The sequence below is a fragment of the Paenibacillus sp. NPDC057886 genome (assembly GCF_042796655.1).
Taxonomy (GTDB): Bacteria; Bacillota; Bacilli; order Paenibacillales; family Paenibacillaceae; genus Paenibacillus.
The window spans coordinates 105,319-122,589 of sequence record NZ_JBHVMZ010000010.1 but is presented as its reverse complement, the minus strand read 5'-3'; the positions used below and the strand labels follow the sequence as shown (position 1 = coordinate 122,589).

General features: G+C 47.7%; 9 protein-coding genes. All 9 read right to left on the bottom strand.

Annotation, left to right across the window (positions count from 1 at the left end; all coding sequences use genetic code 11):
• Window positions 1-37: 37 nt before the first annotated feature.
• The 9 genes from pulA (ACFVQB_RS28415) to ACFVQB_RS28375 all read right to left on the bottom strand — a co-directional run bounded on the left by pulA (ACFVQB_RS28415) (window position 38) and on the right by ACFVQB_RS28375 (window position 17,082).
• Window positions 38-2,920, bottom strand: coding sequence for a type I pullulanase (gene pulA / locus ACFVQB_RS28415; protein WP_379447216.1), 2,883 nt, complete (start codon window positions 2,918-2,920; stop codon window positions 38-40).
• Window positions 2,921-3,282: 362 nt separating this feature from the next.
• Window positions 3,283-5,334: a type I pullulanase gene (gene pulA / locus ACFVQB_RS28410; RefSeq protein ID WP_379447215.1), complete on the bottom strand. Its 2,052-nt coding sequence runs from the start codon at window positions 5,332-5,334 to the stop codon at window positions 3,283-3,285.
• A 177-nt stretch (window positions 5,335-5,511) separates the two neighbouring features.
• Window positions 5,512-9,252 (bottom strand): DUF5704 domain-containing protein, encoded by a 3,741-nt coding sequence (locus ACFVQB_RS28405; RefSeq protein WP_379447214.1) that lies wholly within the window; start codon window positions 9,250-9,252, stop codon window positions 5,512-5,514.
• Window positions 9,253-9,271: 19 nt separating this feature from the next.
• Entirely contained in the window at window positions 9,272-10,447 is a 1,176-nt protein-coding gene (locus ACFVQB_RS28400; RefSeq protein WP_379447213.1) for an S-layer homology domain-containing protein, read from the bottom strand.
• Window positions 10,448-10,782: 335 nt separating this feature from the next.
• Window positions 10,783-12,294: an extracellular solute-binding protein gene (locus tag ACFVQB_RS28395; RefSeq protein ID WP_379447212.1), complete on the bottom strand. Its 1,512-nt coding sequence runs from the start codon at window positions 12,292-12,294 to the stop codon at window positions 10,783-10,785.
• Window positions 12,295-12,511: 217 nt separating this feature from the next.
• Window positions 12,512-13,624, bottom strand: coding sequence for a glycoside hydrolase family 88/105 protein (locus ACFVQB_RS28390; RefSeq protein WP_379447211.1), 1,113 nt, complete (start codon window positions 13,622-13,624; stop codon window positions 12,512-12,514).
• 23 nt (window positions 13,625-13,647) lie between these two features.
• The gene (locus ACFVQB_RS28385) at window positions 13,648-15,147 is read right to left on the bottom strand and encodes an extracellular solute-binding protein (protein WP_379447210.1); all 1,500 of its coding nucleotides are present in this window, start codon (window positions 15,145-15,147) and stop codon (window positions 13,648-13,650) included.
• Between the two features lie 63 nt (window positions 15,148-15,210).
• A complete protein-coding gene (locus tag ACFVQB_RS28380; RefSeq protein ID WP_379447209.1) occupies window positions 15,211-16,083 on the bottom strand; it encodes a carbohydrate ABC transporter permease in 873 nt (290 codons plus the stop codon).
• 45 nt (window positions 16,084-16,128) lie between these two features.
• Window positions 16,129-17,082: an ABC transporter permease gene (locus ACFVQB_RS28375; protein WP_063566889.1), complete on the bottom strand. Its 954-nt coding sequence runs from the start codon at window positions 17,080-17,082 to the stop codon at window positions 16,129-16,131.
• Window positions 17,083-17,271: the final 189 nt, after the last annotated feature.

Genomic DNA, 17,271 nt, shown 5'->3' with positions numbered 1-17,271 from the left:
CTTTTCAACCATTTGTATAAAGTTATAACCTGGCCCGCTATGCGCTGTTACGATCATCCTCTACTTCACTTTCACGGATAACCTGCATCTGATCCGACCCACTGTGAACGATAATCTGCACATCTCCGTCTTCAGGACCGATATCAACATAACGATCTCCGCAGGTATCTTTGGCTTCCCATTCATTCAGCCGAATGATTAAGCCCAGATGATGCAGTCCAGCAGCCACCCGAAAACGGGCTTCTGCTGCATTGCCCACCCGTTCAAGCTGGACAGCTCCATCCTCCATGCCTGTGCCCCATACCCAGACATCCCATCCCTCATAATGCTGATCTTCCCGTTCATATCGGAGAGTGACAATTCGCGAAATTGGTTTGTGGATTTTGATATTCATCGATGCCTGAATTCCCCCAGCCTCCGCGATAATCTGGGTAGACCCTGGTGTTAAAGCACGCACAATTCCTGCTGTACTAACTGCTGCATGATCCAGATGAGATGAGCTCCACCGTATATTCATACCTTGCAAAGGCTGGCCGAATTGATCCAGAACCAAGGCGCGGAATCGACTGACACGTGTCGTGTACATCACGGATTCCCCTATAATTTCAATTCGTTCCGGATGGAGGTGATCAACCTGCAACGTACACTCTGTGGTAATCGTGCCACATTGGACGCTGATCGTCGCTTCTCCGGTCTGCCCCGTATGAATTGTCCCATCGGATTGAATCGCAATAATCTGTGGGTTCGAAGAGCTCCAGGTAACAGATGCGTTCTCCACCACATTACCAAAACGGTCTCTGACCGATGCTCGCAAACCAGCAATCTCTCCGACACTATACACAAGACGCGGCGAATGAATCTCAATCACAGCCGGTTCAGCACCGCCAGCATACTCCGTGTCATACAGTACCATCAATGACCACCGTTCTACCGTTGCGGTTCCGCTCACCGTCTCAATGAGGTCTGTGCCTGCCTGATGATCATTCACCACGACATGCCAGTCTCCCTCCGGCAGACTCATTTGCTGCTGCTGACCCGATCCGTTGTAAATCACCACGATCTGATTCCAGGTATCCTGATTCGCTCCGTCATCCAGTGTAAATGCAACCACATTTCCTTCTGCACGCATCACGCGAAGATGATTCCGTACCTGCTCGGCGCTAATCATGCGAAAGGCCGGATGTGTACGCCGCAGATGAATCAGGCCCCGATAATAGTCAAAAACAGGTCTGAAACGAGCTTTATTAGCCCAAGTGATCGTATTCACGGCATCCCCGCTGCGATAACTGTTGTGATCTCCTGCTTTGGACCTCAGCATCTCATCCCCTGAATGGAGAAATGGAATCCCCTGTGAAGTAAGCAAAATTCCAGTTGAGAGCAAGGAACGACGGACCATCTCATGATCAAGTACATCATCCGCATCGACATAACGATAAGGGTCCGCCGCCTTAACTGCCGATTCCGCACTGCCTCCTTCCATAGGCTGTCCGTCCCTCCATACCGGGTAACCGAGATCATGCCTGAGGTACATCGTTGTTGCAATTTTGTCCCACAGGTTGAGATTATCATGTGCCGTCACATAATTGACGGATTCCACAGGTGAAGATGTGAAATCATCCAGCGCTCCGGCTACCCCCATGGCAATTTCGTACTCCTTACCGTCTGCTCCGGTAACAAAGCCTTTGCCGATATCATCACTATCCCCTTTGATGGCACTGCGGAAATGATCGTTAAATACGGCAAATCCCTGACCGCGTTGTGTTCCTTTTAACGTTTTCCGATCCAGAGGCGAATCTCCACCTGTCCACGGCTCCCCGTAGATCAGAAAAGCCGGATCAATCTGTTCTCTCAGCTCGCGGGTCAATTCGTTCATCGTGTCTGTATCAATCAGACCCATCAGGTCGAAGCGAAACCCGTCCACATGATATTCCTCTGCCCAGTACAGGAGAGAGTCCAAAATATATTTTCGCACCATGGGGCGCTCTGTAGCCAGTTCATTGCCTACACCCGAGCCATTGCTCAATGTGCCGTCCTCACGGTAACGATAATAGTAACCCGGTACAATCCGTTCAAAAGGTCCATCATCCACGCTATACGTATGGTTATAAACCACATCAAGCACGACACGTATGCCTTGTCGGTGCAAGGAATGAATGAGAGCCTTGAACTCCCTGATTCGAACCGCAGGGTCACGCGGGTTGGTCGCATAGGAACCTTCCGGCACGTTATAGTGCTGTGGATCATACCCCCAGTTGTATGGCAATTTGGCATTCGAGCCGACGTCCGTTGTCACTGCCAATTCATCAACCGTCTGATAATCCGCTACAGGCAGAAGATGCACATGCGTGATGCCGAGTTCGACAAGATGATCTACACCGATGGAGTTGCCACCTCTGTCCGTCAACCCGGAAGCCGTAAATGCCAAATATTTGCCCTTATAAGGAATATCGGCATGGGGGTCGGAGGAGAAGTCACGTACATGTAACTCATATAGAACTGCATCTGCCGGACGCAGAAATACGGGCTTTACATCCTCTTCCCAATCCACTGGATTGGTTGTATCCAGGTCAATTATGGCTGTTCGCTGTCCGTTCGCCGATACAGCATGAGCGTAAGGATCGGGTGCCACTGCAATATGCTGCTGATCATCATGCGTAATGTAATACATATAATAATGTCCGGCCCAATCCCCTTCAAGCTGCACACTCCATATTCCATCCGGGTCACGGGTCATCGACCGTTTCTGTCCGTCATCATGCTCGGTTACTTTACCACTTGCATCGTAATGTCCCTCATCATCAAAAATGAGTATGGAAACCTGCTGTGCTGTAGGTGCCCACAGCTTGAATGTACTTGCTGTACGCGTATATGTTAAGCCAAGATCGTTGCCTTCATAACGAAAAGATGTCCATTCCGGCATCGTTCCCACCGCCTTTATATCCATTGATTTCGTGTTGTCCCGATGTTACGGAGCAGGACGTCATTTGTCAACCCGGGGTTGTCTGTACTCAACATATCGGCTGAACAGAGGCTTTCAATTAGCAGATTGAATGTGAAGCAATTCCTCACAGCAATCGCTTTCAAGATACAGCATATGTAAACAAGCGCCATAGATTGACAGCATTTGTACCTGTCCTGATGAAAAAAAGACGGAGAAAAGCAAAACACCCTCGCCCCAAAATGGAGAAAGGGTGCAACATTAATGTTTTTAAACAACTAACTCTTGTTAGGTCGGCAAGGTACCCTGATGCCTGTTGAGGTTTAAGCGATTGGTATGAACGTTCATTCACCTGAATACATAACCGTCATAGATATAGCGGGAACGCTGACCTGACCGTCCTTGGCTGTACGCAGCGTTTCGGTGCCAGCCTGTCCCTGCTCTACGACCACATTCCATGTGCCTGAAGGAACGCAGGCTGCACGGGGTTCTTTGGAACCATTGTAGATAATGATTATCCGTCCCCATGCATCTCCGACAGCTGTTCCTGCCAGTTCATAGGCCAATAACCCTTTTCCCTTTTCTAGCAATCGAACATGCTTCTCAATCTCTTCCCGGGTGCGAAGACGAAAAGCAGGATGCTCGCGTCGAAGACGGATCAGGCCACGATAATAATCATAAACAGGCTTAAACGTCTGCTTTTGCTCCCACCGAATGGCATTGACTGAATCTCCACTCTCATGACTATTGGCATCGCCATATTTACTTCGCAAAAATTCATCTCCAGCCGCAAGCAATGGAACCCCCTGGGAAGTCAACACGATGCCATTAGCAAGCAGACAGCGCCGGACCGTTTCGTTCTCCAGTATGCGATCCGGGTCAACGTGCAAATACGGCTTCGCCTGCTGTACTGCCTCTTCCACGTTGGCACTGCCTTTCACACGACCATCCTCGCTATATGTGATAAATCCCAGTGTATCGTGCAATCCTTGTGTCTGGGCGACTTTGTCCCACAGGTTGAGATTATCATGTACGGTTACATAATTAATCGTTTCAGATGGGCCAGCCGTAAAATCGGTAATGGCTCCCCGTACGCCTGTCCATATATCATCTTCCTTTCCCTCCGCTCCTGTAGCAAATCCGGTTCCTGTTCCATCGCTATCGCCTTTGATCGTTCCACGGAGGTTATCGTTAAATACAGCAAATCCGGCATCACGCTGTGCTCCCTTAAGGGTCATTTGATCCCCAAGTGGTGATTCCAGTGCTCCCCAGGGTTCACCGTACAAGAGAATGGACGGAGAAACCTCGGTATGCAATTCTGCTGCGAGCTCTTTCATCGTTGCCGTGTCAATCAGACCCATCAGGTCAAAACGAAACCCGTCCACATGGTATTCCTCTGCCCAGTACCGTACGGAATCGATGATGAACTTGCGCACCATGGGGCGCTCCGTAGCCACTTCATTGCCTGTACCTGATCCATTGCTGTACGTGCCATCCGGATTCTGACGGTAGTAATACCCTGGAACAAGCTTCTCAAATGAACTGGCTGCCGTATCAAACGTATGATTGTACACCACATCCATAATGACTCCGATCCCTTTCTCATGAAGGGCGAGCACCATCGATTTGAACTCCCGAATTCTGGTCTCCGGCTCATCTGCACGTGAAGCATAGGAACCTTCTGGAACATTGTAGTGGAGCGGATCATATCCCCAGTTATAACGTGAGCAATCGGAAGTCCCGTCATCTGCCTTCGATTCATCCACTGTCGCAAAATCAAATACCGGTAGCAGATGTACATGAGTGATTCCCAGCTCAGCCAAATGATCGACCCCCAGCGTATTCCCGTTTGAATCTCGCAGACCTGTCTCGGTAAAAGCTAGATACTTTCCTTTATGCTTCATGCCGGATGACTGATGGATCGAGAAATCGCGCACATGCAGCTCATATAAGACCGCATCTACTGGGCTCGTCAGTTCTGGACGAATATCCTCATTCCAGCCATTCGGGTGGGTCTGTCCCAGCCTGACGATGACTCCCATTTCCCCATTCATGGTCACCGCCCGCGCATATGGATCAACCGCAATCTCCTGGCGTCCATCCTCAAAGGTGACCCTGTACATATAACGATAACCGTTCCACTCGCCGCCGATCTTCAGGAACCAGATGCCCTGATCCTGCCTGTTCATAGGTATTTCTTTCTGTACGTCCTGATTCTTATTTTCATTGGGAATTCCCCCTGTTGAAGGCGGGTATAACAGCACATCTACCTGCTTTGCGACAGGCGTCCATACTTTGAAACTACAGGCTTGTCGTTCCATCGTTACACCCAGATCTTTTCCTCGATATGTATCCACTACATTTAATGCGTCTAACTTGTGATGATCATCAATCATGCTGTATATCTCCTCTCGATGAGCAATAAATGGATGTGAACAAATGCTCCTTACCTTTTATACCCCTTCTGTCACCTAACCATAATCTCCGGGATGAAAAAGAACATTAAAAAACAAGCCATGCTTCACGTCATTTCACGTAAAACACAGCTCTTTTTGAGGGATTAGCCCTTTTCTCTAATGCGGCGCCTGGGATTGAAAATCGTTCCGGCTGGACTGATCCGCATGGTAAAACACAACATCACCATCCTTCAGCGGCCAGTTTCTGCCTTGGGTGTTTGCCGGACTGGGGTTGAAGCCCTCCATCTGCCATTGATTCATCAATGGGGCATGAATATATTGCAGGTGAGGGGCATCCGTATTGCCACCTCGCAAACTCTCAATATTGAAGTTGACCACGATATACCCATCCTTCTGGAAGATCGCCGACTTCTCATCCAGAGGATGTTGTCTGGCGAGTGCTTCGAGATCGGTTCCCTTCTGTACGGCGTACACATCGGCCGGCAGACTGTACTCTCCATACCAGCGCTGGATGGCTGCATTGGCACGGTCCGCGTTGACCCCAGGTGGGATGTCCGTCTTTGGTCCAATCAGTGTACGAATGGAAGCGGGCAGAATCATCCAATCATAGCGGCCTACCCACGTTTTCTGGTGAGAAGTCTGATCCACGAAACGGACCATGTATTCCGCAAGGGTGATCTGACTTTGTTCCTGCGTTGTCAGCTCATACGTATACTGATACCTAGCTGCATCCCCCAGCTCCGTACTGGGTACATTCCGCAGCCGCGCGTTCAGAACAACAAAGCGTTTCTCCAAATCCTGCGCCGATCCGATGCGAATGAGACGTTCCTGGCCCCGGTGATAGTACAGATCCACTTTCTGGCGGGAAGAACCATCCCGACTCACAAAATGGAAACTCGGTGTAATTCGTACACCATCCTGCTTGCCAAACATATTACCCTTTGTTTTGAGGTCAAACTTGATATGGTATCCCGTTTTGACTGCCACATTTTTGAACCCCTGCACCGGATGACTGCCTGGACGAATCGGAAGAATGAACGGAGCTATATTCCCTCTGGGGTCCCCATCAATACTGTTAAGGCCCGTCCAATAGCCGACTCCCGTAGGCTCTGGACGGCCCATCTGCTTACGGAATACGTTCTCCCAGTTATAATCGGAAATATCGGTCACACGAAAATCATACAACCGTCCGATGACTTCCACAGGTACCGTATCTGCCGCTACATGATGCGCCAGATTCGTATTGGCATCCTGCTGTTCAGTGAAGTTCACAGGTGCATTTTCGGCGATATTGCGGAACTCGACTTCATAGTCCCCCTCGTCCACCCAAACTGGAAGATAAAAGGGGGTATCCAGCTGATTCACCGGAATATCCACCCACGTTTTGGCGGGGATGAACTGGCTGCGGCCTTCGTTATATACATCAAACGGGAACCGCACCTGCTTGATGCGAAAATACTTGGCGTAGTCCCGGTTGCCATAACCGGGGTAACTCGCAGCATCCAGATGCTGGCCTGAAGTTGGGATTCGTACAATAAACGGACGCTCCAGAATGAGCGCTGCCCGGTTTGCATTCGGCACCGTCTTCTGGTTATGCGGCTGGTCATCCGATACCCAGGCGTAGTTTACGACAGGCGTATGTACCGTGACCGTATTTATGCCGTTGATTGGAAAAACTTTGTTGATTCCCCCATTTACATTGCCCGGCAACAATTCGTAATAGATTTCACCGGAACTCGTGGTATTTGCCTTATTTATGAGCGTATTGCTGATCATATTACTAGGCTTATACAGAACATCACGGTTAATAGTAGTCGGATTAGGAATATTAGACGGAATTGGCCCATCCTTCGTCGTTTCCGAAGAACTCATGATCGTTGAGCCATTAAAATTGACCATATCGTTATTCACTTTACTTTGGGGCGTATTGCTTTCAGCCATCCCTTTAAGCGTGGATGTGTGATCTGGAAGAGATGGCGGAGAGTTCAATCCCCCTGTTAGAAGTGGTGGAGAAAAAGTGATTGACGATGTATTAGCTGGTCTAACGTGACTATTAACATCCGTATCATTACTCGAATCAAGTGCTGGAGGCGTATACCCTGAAGGTGTCATGGTGACCTTCCCACCAGGCAAGGCATAGTTACTCATTTCAGCCTGATTTATCTTGTATACTTCCAAATTATTAATTTGCCAGTACGAGTAATCCCTGAATAATTGGAATGTATATGTTTTGGACTGAGTATCCGTTTTTGTCACCGGAGGTCCTGGAGTACAACCAGTTTCAGTACATACTTGAGGACCGGGTACTGTCCATTGACGTGCATACGTAACTTCAACGGTACAGTCATATGTGGTCTTTCCAGACATTTTTCCCCAATCCTGTTTGAACAAATATTCATCAGCTAACGCGTTGGTATAAAGAGATTCTGATGTTGGAATCCCTTTCAGAACATCGAATTTTTCGGAATCCCTATCGTCAGCCCGAATAACTCCATTGGCACCTGGGTCCATGTCACTTTGCCTCATAACGGTTCCTGGAGAAGGACTTCCAATCGTCCAACTGCATTGTCCCGATCCATTACCTTCAGGAATTTCAGGTTGATTGCCTCCTCCGCCAGTGTCGGTGCATGAAGCCCCCGAGCCAACTGTCATCTCAAAGGTATCCTTTTCATCAAGCGCTTGGGTAGCGTCAACAAAGTGTGCAGTAATCGTTGCTGTGCCAGTCGGGGCAACCGCTGTTACTAATCCAGAACTATTAACCGTCATTGTAGATGTGTTAGAACTTGACCACGTGAGTTTGCCATGGCTCTGTAGGGGCCAAACACTTCCATCTATCTTTGTCAAAGTTGCTGTTAACTGAGTTGTTCCGTTTGGAGCTACGCAAGTGTTACCGCTGATCTCGAGTCCGGATGTTCCATCTGCATACGTAACTTTCAATTTCTTATCCTTGTATACGTAGGTGTAGGAATCAAAGTCAGCTCTAAATTTGGAGAAATACCATACTTGTTTTGCACCTGGATTGGCCCAGTATTTACTATACGTATCATTGTTAAATGTTTGTTTAAAGCTGATCGTAATCAAGTTCAAGTTTGGTACGTCGATTACTTGACCTGCAACTGTACTTGGATCAGTATAACCTTGAGTTCCATGTACATCATTAATTGGAGTAGTGGAGTCAATTATGGTGCGTGATGCTTTTACATCAGTCTTAGAAATCCCTCCATCCCTAATCCATAAATCATGTAGAGAATCTCCATTAGCAACGATATAGAATGCTTCCGTTCGTGGAATATTGGCAGCCAAGTTAGGGTCTGTACACCCAGGATAACGTGGCAGATTCCCATTGAAACTTTGCCCCGTGTTAGGGTTTTTGTTTTCAGTTGGCACACCACCTGGACAGTTAGGGCCAGGTTCGCTGGTATAAACACTTACCTGTCCGCCCCCGGCGCGCCAATACTTACCATTAAAGTTTCCAGAATCACCAGCTGTCCATCTGTCCCAATAGTAAATTCCACCGTAATTAGAGTTATTTTTAGAACGCACAGTATACCTCGTGCCGTTTAAAGTATCTTTCAAATTATCAGATGCTTTAAATTCAGTTTTACCTGCAGGGATGGAAATTGAACGGAGTACCTTACCGTCCTTGTCTGTCCACTCCATCTTTTTAATGATTTTGCCAGGCTTTGAGGGCACTACGATTGGGACGGTTGGCAAGGTAGGCTTATCCGAGAAATAAAGCCCTCCATAAAGATAATCGTCAGCGTCCCCTTTCATCTCGTACGCTATGATTTCTGTAATTTCTCCTGCAGCTGATACAGTATTCAAAAAAATGCTAGTTGGTAGTAACTGTGAAAGGAGAACCATTAACAACACAAGGGGAAGAATTCTGTTCTTCAAAGAACCACTTCCTAACTTCTTAAAGCTCGGATTGTGCTAATTTTTTTTGATAGACAGTAACTCCAGGGGTAGTAATTGTTTCTACTAGAACTTGCAACGAGCCATCATAATAAAGAGCTTTTTTAGGGATCACTAAGCCGTATACTTCTTTTTTGGGATCGTTAGAGCGAATAGGCATTGCTTGATTAATTTTGTCTTTACTAGGTGTTCCGTCATAGCCCAGAACAGAAAGGGCAAGTCGGTTCGTTCTATATCCTTGTGGATTCTTATTAACTGTCAGTTCGGAGTCAAGTAACAAGATATAACACTCAGCATTATCAGCGAATTTCATTTCTTGTCCCCCGTAGAGCCAGAAGAACTTATCTTTGGATGGGAGCAGTTTTCGATTAGGGTCTTTCGGGTCATTCCAATCAATTGCAATCAGACTGTTTACGCGACCCTGAACAGAACCGTTAGGGGCTGAAATGGTAAGATTAGATTGTTTCCACGATTTAATACCAAATCTGTGATTGGAGTTTTTCGGACTATTAAAGATTTCTTCTGCAACAGTGAAAATATTGGTCTTGTGCCAGTACAGTTCCGCAGCCGCGACAGCATACTTATCAGATGCCAATGTTTTACCATCCTTTATCGACAAAACCCGTTCAATAACAGCAATTGCTTGAGCGCGAGTTGTAGTTCCCTCTGGCGAGATTTCCCCCGGTGCCGTGCCTGTGATAATACCGTTCTTGGTGGCCAAGTACATCCATTGTTTGTCTTTTACGTCGGTAACTCCAAGTGCTCGAACAGCTACTTTTGACATTTCCTCCCGAGACATTGGCTTTGTCCAATCCGAATTTGAAAAGTCGCCTGCTTTATAGATCCCTGCTGTTTGGGCAGCGTTGACGTACGAGGTATACCAACTCCCAGATGTAGAGCCGACCTCCAGATCTAAAGCAGATACCGTCATTTTCACGAATTCTGCCCTGGTAACTATATTGTTCGGAAGGAATTTCCCGTCTGGGAAACCATCGACATATCCTCGCTGAATAGCCTGAAGGATACTGGATTCTGCCCAATGGCCAGTAATGTCTTTGAATTTTTGTACAACCTTGATGTCATCGGTAATTGCAGCCTTTACGGGTTGTGGGCCGATAGATGCTTGTGCAGAAATTAGAGTAAGTGCAGCCACTCCTGTTAATAATACTTTTTTCATTTTCGTTTCCTCCTCCTATGTACCTTAATATGGGTATACTTCTGCTTAATTCTGCTTGTTCAGTATTCGTATTTCTTTTCAAACCAAAACCTAAATTTGTCATAATAATCAATATTCTACCATGTCGATCTAGGCGATTGGTATTGTTTTTTTTAGACACCCCTCCTCCTTAAGACCTATCTCATCTCTTAAAGCACAAAAAAAGGCCACGAATCCGTAGATTCATAGCCTTATACTTTAAGGTGTCATTCCTGTTTAATTTTGTAAAAATGTACTCCTTCATAGAATAAACGATTTTATGCCATTTGACCATTCTTTTTTTCTAACCTGTTCTACTACTTCCCATTCAGTTCTGCATAAGATGCTTCCAGCTCCTTGATAAGCTGGTCACCACCGGATTTTCTCCAGTTCGCCACTTCCTGCTCCCATCCAGCATCATCGACTTTGCCCATAATATACTTCGTCTGTGCATCCCAGATCATCTGGTCCAGCTCCTGGCCGCGCTCAGTATAGATGGCAGAGGATAGTGTCAGAGCAGGATTCGGAATGGCATACTGCTCATTCTCACGTGCCATCTTCGTGCCCTTCATACCGATCGGTACATCGACAAGCTCAGGCACGTTATAACCCTCAACGCTTAGCAGATTGTCACGATAAGGCTTCACTTCACGCTGATACCCATCGAAGTCCTTGAACTCGGTTTTGCCATCCGAAGTCTTCGTATAGTGCACATCTTCCAGACCTCGCAGCTGAAGCGTACTCAGCGGTTCGTCCATCAGTTGATCCAGGAATGTCAGCACCTGTTTTAACTGTTCTTCGTCTGGTACGGAAGCTTTGGGAATGACAAGCATGCCATAGTTCCCCGGTTCTCCGGCAATTCGAATGCCATCCGGTCCCTGGAACGGAGCCACATCAATCTCGCCATCAGGCACGTTTGGTGTCAACCGCTGCTGAAACGACTTTCCGTTTTGAGCAACACCGTTCAGCTTCATAGCTACGAGACCAGAGTCAATTTTTTTGTCCGCATCGGAAGGGTCCAGCGCAGGGAAATCACCGTTGATTAATCCCTCACTGAACAAACGCTTGAACAGCTTCATCGTGTCCACATATTCTGTGGTCAGGAATTCAGGGGTCAGTTTGCCCGCATCGTCCACACCCCACTTGTTCACCCCACCAATACTTACGGCGATCCGTGTCAGCGGAGAGGATACACCTTCATTGTACTTTTTGAACAGTACCGTTCCATACGTATCTTCCTTGCCATTACCATCAGGATCATCCTTGCGAATGGAACGCATCACTTCGTACCAGTCATCCAGCGTTTTCGGTACTTCCAGCTTCAGCTTGTCGAACCAGTCCTTGCGGTACACGATGGCTGTACGCCCGATATCGCGGAAGTTGGGTACCCCGTAGACCTTTCCTTCGATCTTGATATTGTCAAAATACGCCTCGGATTGGGCAGACAGGTTTTTATAATCCTTCAGGTAGGGTCCAATTTCCCAGAATAGCCCCGTTTTGGCTGCGTTAAATGTTGTGGGTACATAATTCACGCGCATGATGGTCGGCATCTCGCCCGAAGCAACCATAACGTTCACTTTATCATCAAAAGCAGACTGCGGAATCCACTGTACACTGACATCCGTATTGGTATATTCCTCAATCTTTTGTTCAATCCCGTTCTCCTTGGCTGGCACATCACCAACCTGCATCAAAGAAATCGAAATGGGCAGCTTGCCCTCCCCTGCCGCAGGCGCTTTTTCTCCCCCACAGCCTGCAAGCAGTCCGGCGGACATTGCACCCACCACGACCAATCCGCCTAAACGGGACATCCGACCTTTTGGACTCATGAACCATCTCTCCTTTGGATAAGGTTATGTACACAAACCACTCCAATGACAGAACAACCTTCCGATCGCTGTTATCCCCAGATTTTTTGATCCCCTTCTGAAAAGGGAAAATCCGGGGATAAGCGTATGCTTCCGATGCAGCTTTCTTTCAGAAAGCTTTTAGGCGAACGCTCCACTTCTTCAGGTTATTTCTGTCCTCTCCGTTCTCATATACATGTTAGTTGAACTTGTAAAGTTCCATCTCCACTCCTGCCAAAATAAATGGAGCAACCGATTTCGGATCATTGATCCGAATGGATTCAGTCACATAATACTCGTATGACCCGTCACGATACGGGGTACCGCCCAGACCTGCCCCGCCGTTACACTGAGTCAGGGACAATACACCTTCACGGTCTGTTTGCAGCAGATGCAGCAGCAGACCCTGATAACCCTTTTCTGCGATCGCTTTGAACTTGCCACTCAGGTAACCCTTACGTACTCCCTTAGCCAGTGCGTAAACAAACATTGAGCTTCCCGAAGCCTCCAAGTAATTACGCTCACGCCCCGGCTGATCGAGCAAATGAGGCCATAACCCGGACTGTTGGTCCTGTACATGTACAAGCGCATTCGCTACACGTTCGAAGATCCCCACAATCTGACCGCGCTGCTCATGATCTACAGGCAGATGATCCAGTGTATCCACTACCGCCATCACATACCAGCCCATCGCCCGGCTCCATACATGCGGAGAACATCCGGTTTCACCCGAGCTCCAGCGCTGTTCCTTGCTCTCATCCCAGGCATGGTACAGCAGACCGCTGCGTGGATCACGTGTACGTTTCTCCACCAACAGCAGCTGTAATGCCGCCTTATCAAACCACTTCTCCTCGCCTGTAACGGCACCATACTGCGTTAGGAACGGAGTGGCCATATAGAGCCCATCCAGCCACATCTGGAACGGATAGACCTTCTTATGCCAGAATCCGCCTTCATTCGTACGTGGCTGTCCCTTAAGCTGTACCATGAGCAAATCCGCGGCTTTACGGTACTTTTCTTTGCCCGTTTTGTCCAACAATAGGAACAGCGATTTCCCTTGATTAATCTGGTCCAGGTTATATTCCTCGACTGCATAGGAGCGAATTGAGCCATCTTCTTGAATAAAGTTATCCATAAGTTTACGAATGTAATCGAAATATTTCTGTTCTCCGGTATGGGTGTAAAGCTCTTCCAGCGCTTTCAGCAGACAACCATTTTCATAATGCCAGGTAGGATACAACTCATGATTGCGATAACTTTCCATGAACTGTTCGGCCATCCGTACCGGTGTGAATTGCAGGGTTTCTTTCATGGAGTTCCTCCGCTTCCGGCTTTTTATTTAGCCTGTTTTTTGTAGTCTTCGGCATATTCCTCACGAATTTTGGTACCGCCCGCATTGCCCCAATTCTCGATTTCCTGTTTCCAGCCATTTTCATCGATTTTGCCCATAATATATTTGGTCTGCGCATCTGCAATCATCTGATCCAGATCTGCCCCACGGTCGCCATAAGTAGACGAATACAAGGTTAATGCAGGGTTAGGCACAGCATGTTCCGCCAGTTCTTTGGCAAGTTCCGTACCCTTTTCACCCAGTTCGGTATCTTTCAATTTCGGTACATTGTATCCTTCTACGTAAGGCAAGTTATCACGATAAGGCTTCACTTCACGCTGGAATGCATCGAAGTCGCTCATCTCCACTTGGTCTTCGCCAGCCTTCTTATAATGTTTGTCTTCAATACCACGCATCAGCAGTGTCGCCATCTCCGGGTCCATCAGTTTATCCAGGAAAGACAACAGGTTTTTCAGCTCTTCTTCCGATTTCACCGTCGCTTTTGGGAAGGCCAGAATACCGGAGTTACCCGTCTGCCCTGCCACACGGTCGCCACTTACACCAAGCAAACCGGCAATGTCTACTACGCCATCCGGATCGTTCTTGGACAAACGCTCTTGCTGGCTCTTTCCGTTCTGAGCGACACCGATACGCATGCCGACAACACCTGTATCATATTTCTTCTCCGCTTCTGTGGAGTCAAATACGGCAAAGTCCTGATTCAGCAGTTTCTCGCTATACAAACGTTTCAGCAAATCCAACACCTGCATATATTCCGGTGTCATGAATTCCGGCGTAAAACTGCCGTCATCTTCTACCTTCCACTTGTTTGGAGCACCAAAGCTTACGCCAAGGCGCGTAGTGAACGAGTATTGATCCTCGTTATACTTTTTGAAAAGCATTAGTCCAAACGTATTCTCCTGACCGTCTCCATCCGGATCGGAGGTTGCCAGCGTCTTGATCGTTTCATACCATTCATCCGGTGTCGTTGGTACCTTGAGGTTCAACTTATCGAACCAGTCTTTACGGTAAATCACCGTTGCACGGGCAATATCAGAGAATACGGGTACCCCGTAGATTTTGCCTTCCACCTTGATATTGTCAAAGAAACGCTCGTTCTGTGCAGACAGATTTTTATAATCCTTCAGCAAAGGTCCAACTTCCCAGAATACATCGTTACGCATCGCACTGGTCACGGTTGGGTTATACTGTACTTTCACAATTTTGGGCATATCACTGGATGCAATCATGACATTAATTTTGTCATTGTAAGCCGAAGCCGGAATCCACTGAATGTCCAGTTTGGTGTTCGTATACGCCTCAATCTTTTGCTGGACCTCATTACCTTTGCTCGGTACGTCACCCACCTGTGCTATTGCAATGGACACGTTCTGTACGCCGCCCTCGGCAGCCTGACCTTCATCCGATCCGCATCCTGCCAGCAGACCTGTCACCAGTGCCAGTGTGCTCAAGACAGCTACGGCTTTCTTTTTTGTTGCTTTCATCAAACGAAAACCTCCCCTTTTTATACAGTCATGAACCAGTTCTGATATTCAAACGTGTCAACTTCAACCTTTTACCGATCCCAGCATCACTCCTTTGGCAAAGTGCTTTTGCAGGAACGGATACACCAGCATGATTGGAATCGTGGAGAACACGATAACGGCCATGCGAATGGTAAGCGGCTGAATCTCGGTCTCTTCGATACTGGTATCCCCGATCCGGCTTTGGGCCAGGATGACAATTTCACGCAGCCACACTTGTACGGGCCACTTTTCACTATCGTTGATATAAATAACAGCGTTGAAGAAGCTGTTCCAGTGAGCCACCGCGTAAAAGAGTGAGAATGTAGCCATTGCCGGCATCGACAAAGGCAGAACAATACGGAACAATACGCCCACATCGTTACATCCATCGATTTTAGCGGCATCCTCCAGTTCGTCCGGTATGGCTTGGAAGAAGTTCTTAAGTACGATTAGGTTGAACGCACTAATCGCGGTAGGCAGCATCAAAGACCATAATGTATCGGTCAGGTGCAATGATTTTACGACAAAGTAGGTTGGAATCATCCCGCCGCTGAACAGCATGGTGAACAGTACACCCAGCAAGATCGGCTGACGTCCACGCAAGTATTTTCTGGAGAGCGGATACGCCATAAGCGACGTGAACAACAGGTTAAGCAGTGTTCCGATTACGGTGATATAGATGGATACACCCAGACTGCGAATCAATGTGTCAGTAGAGAAGATGTAACGGTAAGCGGCGAGAGAGAATTCTTTCGGAAAAAGAATAAATCCTCCCTTGGCCACTTCATGCGGACTGGTAAACGAGACGGCCAAAATATAAATGAACGGGATAACGGTCACGATTCCGATCAATAATAGAAAGCCATGATTGAGGATATCAAAGATCCGGTTGCCCCACGTTTTATCCTGTTGCATCTTAATGTTCACTCCTGTCTGGTGAAGAACGTCTGCTGCCAAGCGTTAGTAGACGCCTTCCTCCCCGAATTTTTTGGCCATCGTGTTGGCACCTAGTACAAGCGCCAGCCCGACCACCGACTTGAACAAACCGACAGCAGCACTATAACTGTACTGTGCCTGTGTTAGACCTTTGGTGTAGACGTAGGTATCAAATACCTCACCCACATCCCGGTTCGTCGGCGTCAGCATCAGGAAGATCTGTTCAAAGCCTGTATCCAGGAAGTTGCCCAGACGCAGAATGAGCAAAATAATGATTGTACTGCGGATGGCAGGCAGCGTAATATGCCATGTCTGGCGCCAGCGATTGGCACCATCCATCCGTGCAGCTTCATAGAGCTGTGTATCTACACCGGAGAGTGCCGCCAGGAAAATAATTGTGCCCCAGCCTACCTCTTTCCAGATGGATTGTCCAACAATCATCGTTCGAAACCAGCCGGGCTCAAGCAGGAAAGCCACTTTTTGTCCCGTCAGGTTATAAAGTAATTCGTTAATAGCGCCACCCTCGGTTGTGAACAGCATGTAGAATACACCAACCACAACAACCCAGGAAACAAAGTGCGGAACATATACCAGCGTCTGTACAAATCGTTTGAACCGTTCACGGCGAACTTCATTCATCATGAGTGCCAATACAATGGGCAGTGGGAAGAAGAACACCATATTATAAATCGCTAGCAAAAACGTATTCCGGAACAAAGTCCAGAACTGCGGTTCCCCGAAGAAACGCTGAAAGTGCTTGAAGCCTACCCAGTCACTGCCCAGAATGCCCTTGTAAGGCGTGTAATCCTGAAAAGCCATCGTAATGCCGTACATGGGTATGTATTTGAAAATAACAAAGTAAAGCACGCCCGGTATCAACATAATATAGAGCCACCGGTTTTTGATGATGTCCCTCCACAGCAGGTTTTTGTCACTGCGGGTAGCGGGTCGTGTCCGAGCCGCCGTTTCGGCTTTCATAGTGTCTTCCTCCCCACATTGGAAACGATTACAAAATATCACTTCCTGAATTCATGTCTTCATTGTGGAGGATAAACGGGTAACTGGCTATCGTCTCGTTTTAGCTTCTTGTTTTCCCTTATGCTGCAAGGGTTTAAAGCATTTGTAACACAGGGCTTCGCCCCTCAATGAACCACATTTAACCTCCGA

What these genes read in the sequence shown, in the direction of transcription:
- pulA (WP_379447216.1), bottom strand. Translation starts at nt 2,920, where the DNA reads ATGCCGGAATGGACATCTTTTCGTTATGAAGGCAACGATCTTGGCTTA.
- pulA (WP_379447215.1), bottom strand. Translation starts at nt 5,334, where the DNA reads ATGATTGATGATCATCACAAGTTAGACGCATTAAATGTAGTGGATACA.
- ACFVQB_RS28400 (WP_379447213.1), bottom strand. Translation starts at nt 10,447, where the DNA reads ATGAAAAAAGTATTATTAACAGGAGTGGCTGCACTTACTCTAATTTCT.
- ACFVQB_RS28395 (WP_379447212.1), bottom strand. Translation starts at nt 12,294, where the DNA reads ATGAGTCCAAAAGGTCGGATGTCCCGTTTAGGCGGATTGGTCGTGGTG.
- ACFVQB_RS28390 (WP_379447211.1), bottom strand. Translation starts at nt 13,624, where the DNA reads ATGAAAGAAACCCTGCAATTCACACCGGTACGGATGGCCGAACAGTTC.
- ACFVQB_RS28385 (WP_379447210.1), bottom strand. Translation starts at nt 15,147, where the DNA reads ATGAAAGCAACAAAAAAGAAAGCCGTAGCTGTCTTGAGCACACTGGCA.
- ACFVQB_RS28380 (WP_379447209.1), bottom strand. Translation starts at nt 16,083, where the DNA reads ATGCAACAGGATAAAACGTGGGGCAACCGGATCTTTGATATCCTCAAT.
- ACFVQB_RS28375 (WP_063566889.1), bottom strand. Translation starts at nt 17,082, where the DNA reads ATGAAAGCCGAAACGGCGGCTCGGACACGACCCGCTACCCGCAGTGAC.